The following is a 15,983-nucleotide window of genomic DNA, read 5'->3' as shown; positions in this document are numbered from 1 at the left end:
CGGCAGTTGCCCCCTCACCCGGATTGCCAACCGAATTGCGAAGGGCAATTCGGGGCAATCCGACCTCTCCCCGAGGGGAGAGGAGGTCGCGCCCACCGATGCTTTCCTCTTCTCCCCGCCGGGGAGAAGGTGGCCGCGAAGCGGCCGGATGAGGGGGCGCTGCGCTGGAGATTGGCGAAGGCCCGCGAGCCAGCCGGTCTCCCCGCTCGAGGGGGAGATGGCCGGCAGGTCAAAGGGAGGCGTGAAGGAACGCAAGCGTGATTCCAGCAATCGATCTTACTGCGCGGCCTTGATCTCGCTGACGATCTTGGAATAGTCGCGCTGGGCTTCGCCGACGTCACGCAGCTGCTCGAACTTGACGAGGTCGGCCACCGGCATCGCCATGTTGGGGAACTTTGCCAGGAAATCGGCCGGCAGGCTTTCCATCGCCGGCTTGTTCGGAACCTTGTAGTCGATATTCTGGGCCGCCCAGGCGTGGTTCTTGGCATCGAGCATGAAGTTGATGAACTGGAACGCGGCATCCTTGTGCTCGGAGGCCTTCATCACCACCATCGTGTCGACCCAGAGATCCGAACCTTCCTTGGGAATGATGTATTTGATCTCCGGCTTGTCGGCGATGCCGTAATTGCACCAGCCGTCCCAGGCCTGGACCATCAGCGCCTCTCCGGAGACCAGTTTCGAATAGAAGGTGGTGTCGTCATAGGCGAGCAGGGTTTTCTTGGCCGAGATCAAGAGGTTCTTGACCTCGGCCATCTTGGCCGGATCTGTCTCGTTGACGGAGAAACCCTTGTCGAGCTGCCCGGCGGCGAGCAGCCAGCGATCAGTCGCCAGCATGGTGGTCTTGCCCTTCAGCTCATCCGACGGCGCCAGCAGGTCGCTCCAGCTCGTGGGCGCCGTCTTGACCAGGTCCGAGCGGTAGCAGAGGCCGGTCGTGCCCCAGGTGTAGGGCACGGAGAAAGTGTTGCCGACATCGTGCGGCAGCTTGGTCGCTTCGGGATAGAGGTTGGCGAGATTGGGGATCTTGGCGTGGTCCATCGGCTCGGTCAGGCCGAGCTTGTTCAGAACCTCGGCGAAGGGCGAGGAGACGAAAACCACGTCATAGCCCTTGCCGCCGGCGGCAATCAGCTTGCCCATGATCTCTTCATTGGTGGCGTGCACCACGACTTCGCCGGAAACGCCCGTCGCGGTCTTGAAGGCGGCCATGGCGTCGGGCGCCATGTAGCCGTCCCAATTGGAAATGACGAGGTCGGCGGCCATCGCCGGCGCGGACAGCGCCACGACAAGCCCGAGGGCGATCGAAGGCATTCTCAGCGCACGGCGCCGCAGGCTGGTAGCAGTCATGGCAGGCTCCCATTCCGGTTGGTTCGTCGAATTCGTGCTGGACCCGCGCGACATGCGCCGCTGCATCGATCCTGTTCCCTCGGTCTTTTGTCGCCGATTGCACCGACAGTACTATTGCAGAAAAAAGTACGTCAATCCATAATTTGACAACCGGCCTCGGAATCTGGCCGATTGCGTCCGTGCCGGCGATCGGTCAAATCAACGAGGTCACGTCCGTTCCACGAGAATGTCATGCAAGCCGCAACCCGACGACCTCGCACCAACCACCTCGATCTGGCCCAGCGCATCCTGGATGTGGCGCGGCAACGTGGCTTCGCGCCCGGCACACGCCTGCCAGAGCAGCAGATCGCCTCGCTGTGCAACGTCTCGCGCACTCCGGTCCGGGCGGCGCTCAGCCTGCTCGCGGAGCAGGGTGTCGTGCGCTGGGAGGCGGACACCGGATATCACTTGGCGATCGACCTCGCCGCGCAGCCGGCGATATTAGCCGAATTGCCCGCCGCCGAGGAAGACGAGCTTGCCGAGGCCATCCTGCGCGACCGTTCGGCGCGGCGCCTCGACCAGACAGTGACCGTCGCAGGGCTGATGCGGCGGTACAGTGCCGAACGGAAAACGGTACTAAAATCTCTGAACAGACTGACGGAGGAGAATCTTCTCGATCGCGCACCAGGTCAGTCCTGGTTGTTCCGGCGCGCCCCTGATGACCCGGAGGCGCAAGGCGAGAGCTACGAGTTCCGGCTGCTTTTGGAGCCCGCCGCCATCCTGACGCCCGGCTTCCGGCTCGACGGCGCGCGCGCCGCGATGTTGCGCCAGGGCATGGAGGCGCTATCGGCGCTGCCCGACGCCGCGTTCGATACACGCGAGTTCCAGCGGCTCGACATCGATTTCCACGGCATGATCGCCGAAGGCAGCGCCAACCGCTTCGTCGCCGACGCGCTGGCCGATCACCTCAGGCTGCGGCGGCTTCCGGGCATCTATGCCGGCGTCAACGTCTTCAGGCTGAAGCAATCGTTGCGCGAACACCTGAACATACTCGACCATCTTGAAAGCCGGCAGTATGAGGTTGCTGCCGATCTGCTGCGCATTCACCTGCGGCTCTCCCGCAGCCAGCGGCCGCAGGCGGCCAGCCGCGGCGCTCCCGCGCTGTTCGGCATGATCAGCCGGCCGGAATGAAGAGGATTTAATTGACGCGTAGAGCGAGCCCGACCATCGCGCTGTTTCCCGAGGCCAGTTTCGGGGCGGCGTTGAATTGCGTCGGCATCGCGCAGGCGCTGCGCGCGAAGGGCGCGCGGCCGGTGTTCATCTGCCATGCCGGCTTCTCCGGCGTCTTTGCCGACTATGGTTTCCAGGAATACCAGCTGCCGACCGAGGAGCCGCTGAGCGACAGCGAGCGCCAGAGCTACTGGCAGGCGTTCGTGCGCCGGCATCTGCCGCATTTCAGGCTGAGCCCGATCGACCAGCTCGAAACCTATGTCGCGCCGACCTGGCAGGCGATCGTCGACACGGCGGTCAATGCCGAGGCGCCGCTGCGCCAATTGCTGGCGCGGCTGAAGCCCGACGCGGTGGTGCTCGACAACGTCATCATGTTCCCGGCGATAGCGGCAGCCGGCTGCCCGTGGGTGCGCGTCGTTTCCTGCGCCGAGACGGAGCTGCCTGACGCCGAAGTGCCGCCCTATCTCTCGGGCCTCGGCGCTGGCGATCCGCAACGCGCGGCGTTCGAGGCGCGATATCTCGCAGCCTCGGCGCCGGCGCATGACCGCTTCAACCGCTTTCGCGCCGATTGCGGCCTAGCGCCGCTGCCGAAGGGCCTGTTTCTTGAAACCTCACCCGATCTCAATCTGCTCTTGACGCCGGCGATCGTGCGCCGCGAACGCGCCGAGCCGCTCGACCCCGAGCGCTTCGTCTATCTCGAAGGCTGCGTGCGGTCGGAAGGGCCATTCGAGGTGCCGGTTTTCCCGCGCAATGGCGGGCCGCTGGTCTATGTCAGCTTCGGCAGTCTCGGCGCAATGGATGTCGGCCTGATCGAGCGCATGCTTGCCGTATTCGACCGGCTGCCGGCCCGCTTCATCGTCAATGTCGGTGGCCTGCGCGATGCCTACCGCGCGGTGCCCGACAATGTCTACCTCGACGCCTGGTTTCCGCAGCCCTCCGTGGTGGCGAAGTCGGACTTGTTCATCCACCACGGCGGCAACAACAGCTTTTGCGAAGCGCTGCGCTTCGGCGTGCCGTCGCTGATCATGCCCTATTGCTGGGACGGACACGACAATGCGCAACGCGCCGGCGAAACCGGCGTCGGCGACCATATCGGCCGTGACGGCTGGACCGAAGGGGGATTGGAGAGAGCCATTCTCGGCCTGCTGGCCGATGACGCCATGCGCGCCCGCCTCAGGGACAATGCAGCCGAGATGGCGCTGAAACCCGGAACGGACGTGGCCGCGCAAGCCATTCTCTCCCTGATACGGACTTGAACGAAATGCTCGATAAGAACACGAATACCGCAAACCTCTTCAATGGCAACGACCCCAAGGCCTGGCTCACGCAGCACGGCATCACCGAGATCGAGTGCCTGGTGCCCGACATGAACGGCGTCCTGCGCGGCAAGGCGCTGCCGACCGCCAAATTCCTCAAGGCGCTGGAAGACCGCGCGCTCTACCTGCCGAGCAGCGCCTTCCTGGTCAGCATCGACGGCCGTTATTCCGGCTCGATCGACGAGGGTTTTGCCTATTCGGACCCCGACATGCGCATGGTGCCCGATGTCTCGACGCTGTGCCTGGCGCCGGGCGCCGGCGCGGGCAAGGCCTATGTTTTTGCCGATGCCTTCCATATGGACGGCAGGCCGTGGATGGCTTCGCCGCGCCATGTGCTGCGCGCCGTGCTCGATCTCTATCGCCAGCGCGGCTGGCGCGCGGTGGTCGCACCCGAGCTCGAATTCTACCTTACCGCGCCCAATCCCGATCCGGACAAGCCGCTGACCGCGCCGGTCGGTGCCAATGGCCGCGCCGAGGGCGTGCAGCATCCCTATGACATGGCCGCACTCGAAGAATTCGAGCCGGTGATCCGGCGTATCTATGACTATTCAGCGGCAGCCGGACTGCCCCTCGACACGCTGATCCATGAATCGGGCACGGCGCAGCTCGAAATCAATCTGCTGCATGGCGACGCCCTGCCGCTCGCCGACCAGGTGCTTTTGTTCAAGCGGTTTACGCGGCAGGCCGCGCAGCAATGCGGCATGCATGCGACCTTCATGGCCAAGCCGATCGCGGCCCAGGCGGGCAGCTCCATGCATCTGCACATGTCCGTCGTCGACGAGGCCGGCAACGCGCTTTTCGCCGGCAGCGACGATGCCGACACCGGGATGTTCGGCCATTTCATCGGCGGCCTGCAGAAGTACATTCCCGAAATCATGCCGCTGTTCGCGCCCAACGTGAACTCGTTCCGCCGCATAAGGCCGAACCACAGCGCGCCGGCCAACATCGAGTGGTCGCATGACAACCGCTCCTGCGGCCTGCGCGTGCCGGCCGGCGGGCGCATGGCGCGGCGGGTTGAGAACCGGCTGCCGGGTGCGGATTCCAATCCCTATCTGGCGATCGCCGGTTCGCTGCTTGCCGGCTATCTCGGTGTCGAGCAGAAGCTGGCGCGCTCGGCCGAGGCGTCGGGCAATGCCTACAAGATCAAGAGCACGCTGCCGAAGACCATGGAGGAGGCGCTCGACCGCTTCACCGCCTGTGACCCGGTGCGGGCATTGCTGGGGGAGGACTTCTTCCAGACCTATCTGCGCGTCAAGAGCGTCGAGCTCGACCTGTTCCAGAGCGTGGTGACGAGCTGGGAACGCGACCACCTCTTGCTGAAGGTGTGATCATGGCATCTTCGACGGGTTTCAATTCCGGTCTCGATATCGGCAAATCCTATTATGTCGCGACCGCCAATCCGGCGCCGGAACACGCGGCCCTTGCGGGCGATGTCGAGGCGGATCTGGTCGTCGTCGGCGGCGGCTGCACCGGCCTGTCGGCCGCCCTTCACGCGGCCGAGCGCGGGCTGAAGGTGGTGCTGCTCGAAGGCGGCAAGATCGGCTGGGGCGCGTCGGGCCGCAATGGCGGCCAGATGATCCCCGGCCTGCGCAAGGGCGCCAAGGGTCTGGTCAAGCTCTACGGACCCGAGCGGGCGAAGGTGCTGTTCGACCTCGCCTTCGAGGCACGCGGCCTGGTGCTCGGCATCATCGAGCGCCATGCCATCGACTGCGACCTCAGGCTGACCGGCCATCTGGTCGGCGCGGTCAACGGCTCCGACCTCAGGGATCTGGAAGAAGAGGCCAAATGCCTCAAGAGCGTGATGAAATTCCGCGACGTCGAGATCCTGTCGGCGGCGGACGCGCGGGCCAAGGTCGACACGCCTTATCAGGGCGCGATGTATGAGCCGCTCGGCGGCCACATGCATCCACTCAACTATACGCTCGGGCTTGCCCGCGCGGCTGTCGCGGCCGGCGTCACCATCCACGAGAATTCGGTGGCGGTGAAACTGGAGCGCGAGCCCTCGATCCGCGTCTCGACGGCAAAGGGGTCGGTGCGAGCCAGACATGTCGTGCTGGCGGGAGACGCGCTGCTCAACGGGTTGGAGCCGCGCGTCAACAGCCGCATCATGCCGGTCGGCAACTACATCGTCGCCACCGAGCCGCTGGAGGGCAAACGCAACGTCATCCCGGCCAATGTCGCGGTGTCCGACACGCGCTTCGTCGTCAACTATTACAGGATGTCCGCGGACGGGCGGCTGTTGTTCGGCGGCGGCGAGCGCTACACGCCGTCACCGCCGGCCGATATAGCCGGCTTCGTGCGGCCGCACATGGAAGGCACCTTCCCGCAGCTCAAGGGATGCCGCATCGATCATGCCTGGGGCGGGCTGGTGTCGGTGACGACGTCGCGGCTGCCGCATGTCGGGCACTATGGCGAGGTCTATTTCGCGCATGGCTATTCCGGCAAGGGCGTCATCCTGTCGACACTGTCGGGCAAGCTGCTCGCCGAAGCGATCACCGGCGATGCGTCGCGGCTCGACCTGTTCTCGACGCTGACCCCGATGCCGTTCCCGGGCGGCACGGCGCTGCGCGGGCCACTCTATGTGCTGGGGATGTTGTGGTACGCGATGCGGGATCGGATGAAGCATTGAGGGGCTAACGATCAGTGGCTGGCGGGACCGCGCCCCCCTCTGTCCTGCCGGAGATCTCCCCACGAGGGGGGAGATTGGCAGCTTTGGCGCCCCGCCTTTTCCTTGCAAATGTTAAATTTGGCGAAAGCCGGCGTAGCATCCGATCTCCCCCCAAGTGGGGGAGATGCCCGGCAGGGCAGAGGGGGGCGCTGGCCCGCCGACGTCGGAAGGCTAGCAAGGCCTCTTACACCACAAAAAAATCCTCGATACGCTGCCTGGCATCCAGCAGCGCCGGCAGGATCTCCCGTTCCATCTCCGCGACCGAAAACCGTGCCGACTGTGTAGAGACATTGATCGCCGAGACCGTGCGTCCGGACCTGTCGCGGATCGGCACGGCGATGGAGCGCAGGCCGAGTTCCAGCTCCTCGTCGACGATGGCGAAGCCATCCGTTCCAGCCTTGCCGATGGTGTTCGCCAGCAATGACCTGTCGGTAATCGTCTTCGGCGTCCGGCGTTCGATGGCTGCGTGGCTAAGAAATGCGTCGAGTTCCTCTGGCGTCAGCCCGGCGAGCAGCATCCGGCCCATCGAGGTGCAATAGGCGGGCAGCCTGGTGCCGACATCGAGCGAGACGCTCAGGATACGGCGCCCGGGAATGCGGGCGACATAGACGACATCATCGCCCGACAGGATCGCCGCCGAGCAAGCTTCGTTCAGCTGCGCCGCCACCGCGCGCATGATCGGCGCGGCGAAGCTCCACAGCGAGCCGCCGCCGAGCCAGGTGCGGGCGATGGTCAGCAGGCGTGGCGACAGGGAGAACACACGGCCGGATTGAGTCGCGTAGCCGGTGGCGACCAAGGTCAGCAGGAAGCGGCGCGCGCCGGCGCGAGTCAGGCCGGCTGTCTCGGCCATTTCGGTCAGGGTCATGCCCGCGGGATGCCGGGCCAGGATTTCCATGACGGCAAGTCCGCGCCCGAGCGAGCCAACGTGATCACGGGAAACGGTCTCTTCGTCCATCTCATCCTCTGACAAAAGCGATTTAGCCAGCATTGACTCCGCCTCGGAGCAGGCGCTAGAAAGTATCCCATATAATACTTTTGTTCGCAATGCCTAATTGTGAGGGTGCCGCGATGGTGAAGTTCCTGCCGCTTAAACAGGCCGTCGCGGAAAACCTGAAAAATGGGGACACGGTCGCCTTCGAAGGCTTCACCCATCTGATCCCGACAGCTGCCGCGCATGAGGCGATCCGCCAGGGGTTTCGCGACCTGACCCTGATCCGCATGACACCCGATCTGATCTACGACCAGATGATCGGCATGGGCATGGCGAAGAAAATCGTCTTCTCCTATGTCGGCAATCCCGGTGTCGGCCTGCTGCGGCGCGCCCGCGATGCGATCGAGAACGGTTTTCCCCGGTCGATCGAGGTCGAGGAGCACAGCCATGCCGGCATGGCCAACGCCTATGAGGCGGGCGCGGCCGGCCTGCCTTGCGCGGTGTTCCGCGGCTATCGCGGCGCGGGCCTTGCCGCGGTCAATCCGAACATCAAATCGGTCACCTGTCCGTTTACCGGCGAGGTGCTGGCGGCGGTGCCGTCGATCCGGCCCGATGTCACTTTCATCCATGCGCAGAAGGCCGACAAGAAAGGCAATGTGCTGGTCGAGGGCATTATCGGCATCCAGAAGGAGGCGGTGCTGGCGGCCAGGCGCGCCGTGGTGACGGTCGAGGAGGTGGTCGACAATTTCGACGATTTGCATCCGAACCTGACCGTCCTGCCGCGCTGGACGATCGCGGCGATCTCGGTGGTGCCCGGCGGTTCGCATCCGTCCTATGCGCACGGCTATTATGCGCGCGACAATGCCGCCTATCTCGAATGGGACGAGATTGCCGCCGACCGTGAGAAATTCCAAAAGTGGATGCAGGCCAACGTTATCGAAAGAGCCGCCGACGATTTCGCGGGCCGCGTCGAACATCTGAGGAAAGCGGGATGAGCGACAACCAGAACCCCTTGGGCTTTACATCAAACGAGATGATGACGATCGCGGCCAGCCGGGCCCTGGGGAACGACGACGTCTGCTTCGTCGGCATCGGCGCGCCGTCGGCTGCCTGCAATGTGGCGCGGCTGACGCATGCACCCGACATCACGCTGATCTATGAGAGCGGCACGATCGGCACGGCGCCCGACGTGCTGCCGCTGTCGATCGGCGACGGCGAATTGTGCGAAACCGCGGTCACCACCGTCGCGGTGCCGGAGATGTTCCGCTACTGGTTGCAGGGCGGCCGCATTTCGATCGGCTTTCTCGGCGCGGCGCAACTCGACAAGTTCGGCAACATCAACACCACGGTCATCGGCGACTATTTTCATCCCAAGACCAGGCTGCCGGGTGGCGGCGGCGCGCCGGAGATCGCGACGTCGTCGAAGGAAATCTACATCACCATGGCGCAGACCAAGCGCGGCATGGTTGAAAAGATCGACTTCTTCACCTCGTTCGGCCATGGCGAGGGCGGCGATCATCGCAGGCGGCTGGGCATCGATACCGCTGGCCCGACCTTGCTGATCACCGACCTGGCCATCTGGAAGCCGGACCCGGTGAGCAAGGAATTCACGGTCGTGTCCCTACATCCCGGCGTTACCCGCCAGCAGGTGCAGGAGAGCTGTGGCTGGGTGGTTAAGTTCGCCGAGGCGCTTGACGAAACGCCGGCGCCAAGCGAACTCGAACTCAAGACATTGCGCGACCTGCAGGCCCGCACCAAGGCGGCGCATGAGGGGACCGGAAAAGGGAAAGCAGCCTGACATGGCCGAGGCCTATATTTGCGACTATATCCGCACGCCGATCGGCCGCTTCGGCGGTTCGCTGTCCTCGGTACGTACCGATGACCTTGGCGCCATCCCGTTGAAGGCTTTGCTTGAGCGCAATCCCGGGATCGACTGGCAGGCGGTGGACGACGTCGTCTATGGCTGCGCCAACCAGGCCGGCGAGGACAACCGCAACGTGGCGCGCATGGCGCTGCTGCTGGCCGGCCTGCCGCAGGAGATTCCGGGCTCCACCGTCAACCGGCTGTGCGGCTCGGGCATGGACGCGCTGACCATCGCCGCGCGCGCCATCAAGGCCGGCGAGGCGGAACTGCTGATTGCAGGCGGCGTGGAATCGATGAGCCGGGCGCCCTTCGTCATGCCGAAAGCCGACGCTGCTTTTTCGCGCAATGCCGAGATTTACGACACCACCATCGGCTGGCGCTTCGTCAACCCGCTGATGAAGAAGCAGTATGGCGTCGATTCCATGCCGGAGACCGGCGAGAACGTCGCCGAGGATTTCGCCGTGTCACGCACCGACCAGGACGCTTTCGCGGCACGCAGCCAGGACAAGGCGGTCGCGGCACAAGCCAATGGCCGGCTGGCGAAGGAGATCACTCCGGTGGCGATCCCGCAGCGCAAGGGCGATGCGGTCGTCGTGTCGAAGGACGAGCATCCCCGCGCCGGCACCACGGTCGAAGCGCTGGCCAAACTGCCGACGCCGTTCCGGCAAGGCGGCACGGTGACGGCGGGCAATGCCTCCGGCGTCAATGACGGCGCGGCGGCGCTGGTCGTTGCTTCCGAGGCAGCGGTGAGGAAATACGGGCTGACGCCGATCGCGCGCATCCTTGGCGGTGCCGCCGCCGGGGTCGCGCCGCGCATCATGGGCATCGGTCCGGCGCCGGCAACGCAAAAGCTCTGCGCGCGGCTCGGCCTGACGCCGAAACAATTCGATGTCATCGAACTCAACGAAGCCTTTGCCTCGCAAGGCATCGCCGTGCTGCGCCAGCTCGGCATCGCGGAAGATGCCGAACACGTCAATCCGAATGGCGGCGCCATCGCGCTCGGCCATCCCCTGGGCATGTCGGGCGCCCGCATCTCCGGCACGGCTGCGCTGGAGCTGCGGGAACGCGGCGGCCGCTATGCGCTGGCCACCATGTGCATCGGCGTCGGCCAGGGCATCGCCATCGCGCTCGAACGGGCCTGATCGGAGACTGCAAATTGCCAGGGTTGGCGCCGCCCCTCATCGCCCTGCCGGGCACTTCTCCCCGTATAGTGACGGGGAGAAGGAAGCTGGCGGCAATGCCGGCGCCCTCCTTTGAACGCCGGTGATTGGCGAAACCGGCAATGACAGGCCCCTCTCCCCGTCACTATACGGGGAGAGGATGCCGGCAGGCAGGTGAGGGGCGGCGCCAACCTGAAGCGATTGGCCGCTCTCAAATTTGACCATGTGGACAAAAGTCTAGACCCGTTCCATAGTTCCTCGTCTGACATTCTTAGGGAACGGCCGGCTCGACACGGCTGTCGAACAGAGGGGCACTTCAATGGAAAACCGGAAGAACAAATCTCATTTGATCCGCGAAGGGCTCTCGCGGCGCAACGTGCTCGAACTGGGCGCGCTGGGTTTCGCTGCGGCGATGCTGCCGGGTGCGGCCTTCGCGGCGGGCAAGAAACTGAAGGTGGCGGCTATCTTCGCCACGCCGATCGAGGAACCCTGGGACAACCAGATCCACGTCGCACTGCAGAAGGCCGAAAAGGAACTCGGCATCGAATACAAATGGTCCGAGAAGGTGCAGACCGCCGACTTCAGCCGCGTCATGCGCGAATATGCGCAGGGCGGGTACCAGCTGGTGCTGGGCGACGCCTTCGCCGCCGAGCGTGAATCGCGCCGCACGGCCAAGCAGTTCCCCAAGACCGCATTTCTGTTCGGCTCAGGCGCGGGGCCGGCCGAACCCAATTTCGGCGTCTTCGACAACTGGATCCACGAGCCTGCTTATCTCTCCGGCATGATCGCCGGCAAGATGTCGAAGTCGGGTACGGTCGGCGCGGTGGCGGCGATGGGCATTCCGGAAGTGAACCGGCTGGTCAATGCCTTCTTCGCTGGCGCCAAGGAGGTCAATCCGAACGTCAAGAAGAAGGTCGCCTTCATCGGTTCCTTCTTCGATCCGCCCAAGGCCAAGGAAGCGGCGGTGGCGCAGATCGACGCCGGCGTCGACGTCATCTATGCGGAACGCTTCGGCGTCATCGAGGCGGCGGTCGAGAAGAAGATCCTCGCCATCTCCAACATGTCCGACCAGTCGAGCCTCGGCCCCGATACGGTCATCACCGGCCCGGTCTGGGACATGTACCCGACGGTCGAGCAAGCGATCAAGCTGGTCAAGGCCGGCGTCTACACGGCGCAGGACTACGGCGATTTCTCGCGCATGGCCAAGGGCGGCTCCTATCTCGCGCCCTTCCACAAGTTCGACAAGACCTTGCCCGCCGAGGTCAAGGATCTGGTCGAGAAGAAGAAGGCCGAGATCCTGGAAGGCAATTTCCGGGTGGATGTCGACGAGAATACGCCGGTTTCGGATTGAGTTCTGATCTTTAGGGGTTGGTGCTAGGCGCCCCTCTGTCCTGCCGGACATCTCCCCCTCAAGGGGGGAGATTGGCAGCTTCGGTCTTTGCGCCTTTCCTCCGACGTGGAAGATTGGCGAAAGCGCCGATGACATCTGATCTCCCCCCTTGAGGGGGAGATGGCCGGCAGGCCAGAGGGGGTGCAGCGTTGCCCTCTGCGGTTAGTCACCGGATCGCAAGTCAGGAGCACCCTTGCCCGCCCCACTCATCGAAATGCGCGGCATCACCAAGAGCTTCGGCGCCGTCAAAGCGAGCGAGGCTGTCGATCTCAGCGTGGCGCCAGGAGAAATCCTCGGTTTGCTCGGCGAGAACGGCGCCGGCAAGACCACATTGATGAACGTGCTGTTCGGTGCTTATGCGCCGGATGCCGGCGAGATCCTGATCCAGGGCCGGCCGGCGCGGATCACCAGTTCGGCGGATGCGCTGGCCGCCGGCATCGGCATGGTGCATCAACATTTTCATCTGGCGCCACGGCTGACCGTGCTGGAAAACCTGCTCATCGGCATTCCGGGCAAGGCGGGGCGGATCGATCGCGCCGGCGGGCTGGTGCGGCTCGCCGAAATCAGCAGCCAGCATGGGCTGACACTCGACCCCAACCTGCCGGTCTCCGCGCTGTCGGTGGGCGAGCAGCAGCGGCTCGAAATCGTCAAGGCGCTGTTTCGCGGCGCAAGGCTCCTGATCCTCGACGAGCCGACCGCCGTGTTGGCGCCGAGCGAGGTCGACGGGCTGTTTTCGGCGTTGCGGTCGATGGCGGCGCAGGGGCTCGGCATCATCTTCATCTCGCACAAGCTCAACGAGGTGCGGGCGCTGACGCATCGCTGCACCGTGCTGCGGCATGGCCGCGTCGCCGGCCGTGTCGATGATCCGGCAAACACGACGTCGGCTGCAATGGCGCAATTGATGTGCGGCCATGAAATCGTGCCGCCGGCGCGTGGGCCATCGACACCGGGCGCCGATGTGCTGATCCTCGACCGCATTTCGACCTCACGGCATTCGGGCACCGCGTTGCGCGATGTGTCGCTTGTGGTGCGTGCTGGCGAGATTCTCGGCATTGCCGGAGTCTCGGGCAATGGCCAGCGAGCGCTGGCGGAGGTGATCTCGGGCGTGCGCGCGCCCGACAACGGCCAAATGACGATAGCCGGCAAACAGGTCGTGCACTTCTCGCCGCGCGAGGTGCAGGCGCTGGGCCTTGGCCGCATCCCGGAAGATCGCATGACGACGGGGCTGGTCACCAATCTGCCACTCGCCGATTCGATGGTGCTGCCGCGCATCGGCACATCAGCCTTCTCCGCCAGGGGGCTGCTCAAGCCGGATGCGATCCGCGCTTTCGCCGAGGCGCAGATCAAGGCCTATGATATCAGATGTCCCGGGCCGATGACGCGGGCCGGCGCGCTGTCCGGCGGCAATCTGCAGAAGGCGCTGCTGGCGCGCGAGCTTGCCTTTGACCCAAAGGTTCTGATCGTCTCACAGCCGACGCGCGGCCTCGACATTGGCGCGGCCCGTTTCATCCACGAGAAATTCCTCGACATGCGCGCCAAGGGCTGCGGCATCATCGTCATCGGCGAGGATCTGGAGGAACTGATGGTGCTCTGCGACCGCATCGCGGTGATGTATGAGGGCCGCATCGCCGGCACGCTCGACAGCGCCGATGCGAGTGTTGCGCGACTTGGCCTGCTGATGACCGGAGCGGAGGGGAAGGCGTAGCATGGGTTTGCCTCGACGTTTCGCTTGGGAGGTCGCCGCCGCCCCTCACCTGCCTGCCGGCATCCTCTCCCCGTATTGTGACGGGGAGAGGGGCGCTCTCGTCGATGGTTTCGCCAACCATCAACGTCGCGAAAACAGTCGCCGACGTTGCCGCCAGTCCCCTTCTTCCCGTCACTATACAGGGAGAAGGTGCCGGCAGGCGGATGAGGGGCGGCGCCAACGTTCCGCGGCTAGCCCAAGAGCGGAGGGCCAAGGCTGATGTTTCGCCTCGAAGTCCGGACCTCCACGCCAGCCTGGTTCAACCTGGCACTGCCGTTGCTGGCGATCGCTGCCACGCTCGTCTTGTGCAGCGGCCTGATCGCGCTGGCCGGGGCTGGTGTGTTCGAATCCTATGGCGTCATGTTCACCGCTTCGCTCGGCGACAGCTATGCCATCACCGAAACGCTGGTGCGCGCCGCACCGATGATCTTCACCGGGCTGGCGGTCGCCGTCGCCTTCCGGGCCAAGTTCTGGAACATCGGCGCCGAGGGGCAATTGCTGGCCGGCGCGGTGGCCAGTTGCTTCGTCGGCGCGATCCCGATGCCGGGGCCACTCGCCATGCTGCTGATGACAATCGCCGGTGCTGCTGCCGGTGCGGCGGTGGCGCTTGTCCCCGCGGCGCTACGGGTCAAATTCAAGGTCGACGACGTCGTCAGTTCGCTGCTCCTCAACTCGGTCATCTACTACGCGTTGATGGCGCTGATCGAAGGGCCGTGGAAGGATAGCTTCAGCGGCTACCCGATCTCGCCCCCGATCGAGGATTCGGCCAATTTTCCGGTGCTGATCGAAGGCACGCGGCTGCATCTCGGCCTCATCGTGGCGCTGGTCGCGGCGCCGCTGATCTGGTTCCTGATCGTGCGCACGACGCTCGGTTTCCGCATCCGCGTCACCGGTGAAAACCCGGAAGCCGCCAGATATGGCGGCATCCATGTCGAGCGGGTGCTGATCTCGACAGCATTGCTTTCCGGCGCGCTGGCCGGCCTTGCCGGTGTCGGCGAGGTCGGCGGCGTGCATTTCCAGGTGATGAGCGATATTTCGCCGGGCTACGGCTATTCCGGCATCGTCGTCGCCATGCTGGCGCGGCTCAACCCGCTCGGCGTGGTGCCGGCGGCGATCTTCCTTGCCGCCGTGATGACCGGTGCGGAAGCCATGTCGCGCGCGACCGGCGTGCCGGCGTTCCTCAGCGACGTCATCCAGGGCACGGCTCTGCTCGCCATGCTGGTCGCGCTGCTGTTCACCGCCTATCGCATCCGCCGCGTCGGGGTCGCCCGATGAGCGCCGTGCTGGAACAGATTTTTCAGGTCGGCTTTCTCGCCGCCATCATCCGCATCGCCACGCCGCTGGCCTTTGCCACGCTCGGCGAAATGTTCTCCGAACGGGCCGGCGTGCTCAATCTCGGCATCGAAGGCATCATGCTGCTATGCGCCATGACCGGCTTCACCGCCACCAGCCTCAGTGGCAGCCTGTGGCTTGGCGTGCTGGTGGCGGTGCTGACCGGCATGCTGATGGGCGCGCTGCATGCGCTGTTCACGGTGGCGCTCGGCCTCAGCCAGCATGTCTGCGGCATCGGCGTGACGCTGTTCTCATCGGGGCTTGCCTATTTCCTCTACCGGCTGATCTTCGGCCAGCAATCGGTGCCGCCAAGCATCAAGGGTTTTCAGACGCTGCCGATCCCGGTTCTGTCCGATATTCCGGTGCTCGGGCCGGCGGTGTTCAACCAGTTCGCGCTGGTCTACATGGCGATCCTGGCCATCCCGCTCGCTGCCTTCGTGCTCTACCGCACGCCATGGGGCCTGTCGGTGCGCATGGTCGGCGAGAACCCGCGTGCCGCCGATTCCGCCGGCGTCAGCGTCATTGCCACGCGCTTCCAGGCCGTCATCCTTGGCGGTGCACTGATGGGGCTCGCCGGCGCCTTCCTGTCGATGGCGCAGTTCAACGCCTTCACCTTCGGCGTGGTGTCCGGACGCGGCTGGGTGGCAATCGCGCTGGTCGTGTTCGGCCGCTGGGATCCGTGGCGCTCGGCGGGTGCGGCGCTGCTGTTTGCCTTCGTCGATGCGCTCCAGCTGCGCATGCAAGCGAGCGGGCTCGGGCACATCCCTTACGAGGCGTTCCTGATGCTGCCCTTCATCTTTACGATTGTCGCCATGGCGGTGATGTCGCGCAACGCGGTGGCACCCTCGGCGCTGCTGAAGCCGTTTCGACGAGAGGAGCGGTAGGCAAGAACCTTCCTGCATCGCTAGGGATGCCGCCATGCTGCGTCAGTCGATCGCTCAGATCGATCCCCACAGCAATTTCACACCAATTTTTGGCGATCACTGAGAAAATAATTCTGCCAATGACCGGAAAATAGCAATCGACAAA

At 64.8% G+C, this 15,983-nt stretch carries 13 protein-coding genes; 11 read left to right on the top strand and 2 right to left on the bottom strand.

Annotation, left to right across the window (positions count from 1 at the left end):
* Positions 1-276: 276 nt before the first annotated feature.
* Positions 277-1,341, bottom strand: a complete 1,065-nt coding sequence (locus tag EN861_RS10195; RefSeq protein WP_135863363.1) for a spermidine/putrescine ABC transporter substrate-binding protein — start codon at positions 1,339-1,341, stop codon at positions 277-279.
* 231 nt (positions 1,342-1,572) lie between these two features.
* Between EN861_RS10195 and EN861_RS10190 the strand changes: the two genes are divergently transcribed.
* Genes EN861_RS10190 through EN861_RS10175 form a run of 4 tightly spaced genes read left to right on the top strand, consistent with a single transcriptional unit; the run spans position 1,573 to position 6,495 of the window.
* A complete protein-coding gene (locus tag EN861_RS10190; RefSeq protein WP_135863360.1) occupies positions 1,573-2,511 on the top strand; it encodes a GntR family transcriptional regulator in 939 nt (312 codons plus the stop codon).
* An 11-nt stretch (positions 2,512-2,522) separates the two neighbouring features.
* The gene (locus EN861_RS10185) at positions 2,523-3,806 is read left to right on the top strand and encodes a glycosyltransferase (RefSeq protein ID WP_135863358.1); all 1,284 of its coding nucleotides are present in this window, start codon (positions 2,523-2,525) and stop codon (positions 3,804-3,806) included.
* Positions 3,807-3,811: 5 nt separating this feature from the next.
* Positions 3,812-5,194: a glutamine synthetase family protein gene (locus EN861_RS10180; protein ID WP_135863356.1), complete on the top strand. Its 1,383-nt coding sequence runs from the start codon at positions 3,812-3,814 to the stop codon at positions 5,192-5,194.
* 2 nt (positions 5,195-5,196) lie between these two features.
* On the top strand, positions 5,197-6,495 hold the full coding sequence (locus tag EN861_RS10175; RefSeq protein WP_189343594.1) for an FAD-binding oxidoreductase: 1,299 nt from the start codon (positions 5,197-5,199) through the stop codon (positions 6,493-6,495).
* Between the two features lie 223 nt (positions 6,496-6,718).
* Here the strand turns inward: EN861_RS10175 and EN861_RS10165 are convergent, their stop codons facing one another.
* Positions 6,719-7,489, bottom strand: a complete 771-nt coding sequence (locus EN861_RS10165; RefSeq protein ID WP_135863352.1) for an IclR family transcriptional regulator C-terminal domain-containing protein — start codon at positions 7,487-7,489, stop codon at positions 6,719-6,721.
* Positions 7,490-7,602: 113 nt separating this feature from the next.
* Between EN861_RS10165 and EN861_RS10160 the strand changes: the two genes are divergently transcribed.
* The 7 genes from EN861_RS10160 (at position 7,603) to EN861_RS10115 (ending at position 15,838) form a co-directional block, all read left to right on the top strand.
* The gene (locus EN861_RS10160) at positions 7,603-8,460 is read left to right on the top strand and encodes a CoA transferase subunit A (protein WP_135863350.1); all 858 of its coding nucleotides are present in this window, start codon (positions 7,603-7,605) and stop codon (positions 8,458-8,460) included.
* The gene (locus EN861_RS10155) at positions 8,457-9,263 is read left to right on the top strand and encodes a CoA-transferase subunit beta (RefSeq protein WP_135863348.1); all 807 of its coding nucleotides are present in this window, start codon (positions 8,457-8,459) and stop codon (positions 9,261-9,263) included. Before EN861_RS10160 ends, EN861_RS10155 begins: the two co-directional genes overlap by 4 nt.
* Before the next feature lies 1 nt (position 9,264).
* On the top strand, positions 9,265-10,470 hold the full coding sequence (gene pcaF, locus EN861_RS10150) for a 3-oxoadipyl-CoA thiolase (protein WP_135863345.1): 1,206 nt from the start codon (positions 9,265-9,267) through the stop codon (positions 10,468-10,470).
* 337 nt (positions 10,471-10,807) lie between these two features.
* Positions 10,808-11,839, top strand: coding sequence for a BMP family protein (locus EN861_RS10140; RefSeq protein ID WP_135863343.1), 1,032 nt, complete (start codon positions 10,808-10,810; stop codon positions 11,837-11,839).
* Positions 11,840-12,071: 232 nt separating this feature from the next.
* Entirely contained in the window at positions 12,072-13,583 is a 1,512-nt protein-coding gene (locus EN861_RS10130; RefSeq protein ID WP_135863341.1) for an ABC transporter ATP-binding protein, read from the top strand.
* A gap of 258 nt (positions 13,584-13,841) precedes the next feature.
* Complete coding sequence (locus EN861_RS10120; RefSeq protein WP_135863339.1) at positions 13,842-14,897, top strand: ABC transporter permease; 1,056 nt, start codon at positions 13,842-13,844, stop codon at positions 14,895-14,897.
* Positions 14,894-15,838 (top strand): ABC transporter permease, encoded by a 945-nt coding sequence (locus EN861_RS10115; protein ID WP_135863337.1) that lies wholly within the window; start codon positions 14,894-14,896, stop codon positions 15,836-15,838. The genes EN861_RS10120 and EN861_RS10115 overlap by 4 nt, the downstream gene beginning before the upstream one ends.
* Positions 15,839-15,983 lie beyond the last annotated feature (145 nt).

Origin of the sequence: Mesorhizobium sp. M8A.F.Ca.ET.218.01.1.1, from assembly GCF_004791165.1 — a bacterium.
In the GTDB taxonomy this organism is placed as follows: Bacteria; Pseudomonadota; Alphaproteobacteria; order Rhizobiales; family Rhizobiaceae; genus Mesorhizobium.
The sequence above is the reverse complement of the archived record's forward strand: the minus strand, read 5'-3'. Positions and strand labels throughout refer to the sequence as shown.

Coding starts and splice junctions, on each gene's coding strand:
- EN861_RS10115 (WP_135863337.1), top strand. CDS start 14,894: ATGAGCGCCGTGCTGGAACAGATTTTTCAGGTCGGCTTTCTCGCCGCC.
- EN861_RS10140 (WP_135863343.1), top strand. CDS start 10,808: ATGGAAAACCGGAAGAACAAATCTCATTTGATCCGCGAAGGGCTCTCG.
- EN861_RS10120 (WP_135863339.1), top strand. CDS start 13,842: ATGTTTCGCCTCGAAGTCCGGACCTCCACGCCAGCCTGGTTCAACCTG.
- EN861_RS10190 (WP_135863360.1), top strand. CDS start 1,573: ATGCAAGCCGCAACCCGACGACCTCGCACCAACCACCTCGATCTGGCC.
- EN861_RS10160 (WP_135863350.1), top strand. CDS start 7,603: ATGGTGAAGTTCCTGCCGCTTAAACAGGCCGTCGCGGAAAACCTGAAA.
- EN861_RS10175 (WP_189343594.1), top strand. CDS start 5,197: ATGGCATCTTCGACGGGTTTCAATTCCGGTCTCGATATCGGCAAATCC.
- EN861_RS10155 (WP_135863348.1), top strand. CDS start 8,457: ATGAGCGACAACCAGAACCCCTTGGGCTTTACATCAAACGAGATGATG.
- pcaF (WP_135863345.1), top strand. CDS start 9,265: ATGGCCGAGGCCTATATTTGCGACTATATCCGCACGCCGATCGGCCGC.
- EN861_RS10180 (WP_135863356.1), top strand. CDS start 3,812: ATGCTCGATAAGAACACGAATACCGCAAACCTCTTCAATGGCAACGAC.
- EN861_RS10195 (WP_135863363.1), bottom strand. CDS start 1,341: ATGACTGCTACCAGCCTGCGGCGCCGTGCGCTGAGAATGCCTTCGATC.
- EN861_RS10165 (WP_135863352.1), bottom strand. CDS start 7,489: ATGGACGAAGAGACCGTTTCCCGTGATCACGTTGGCTCGCTCGGGCGC.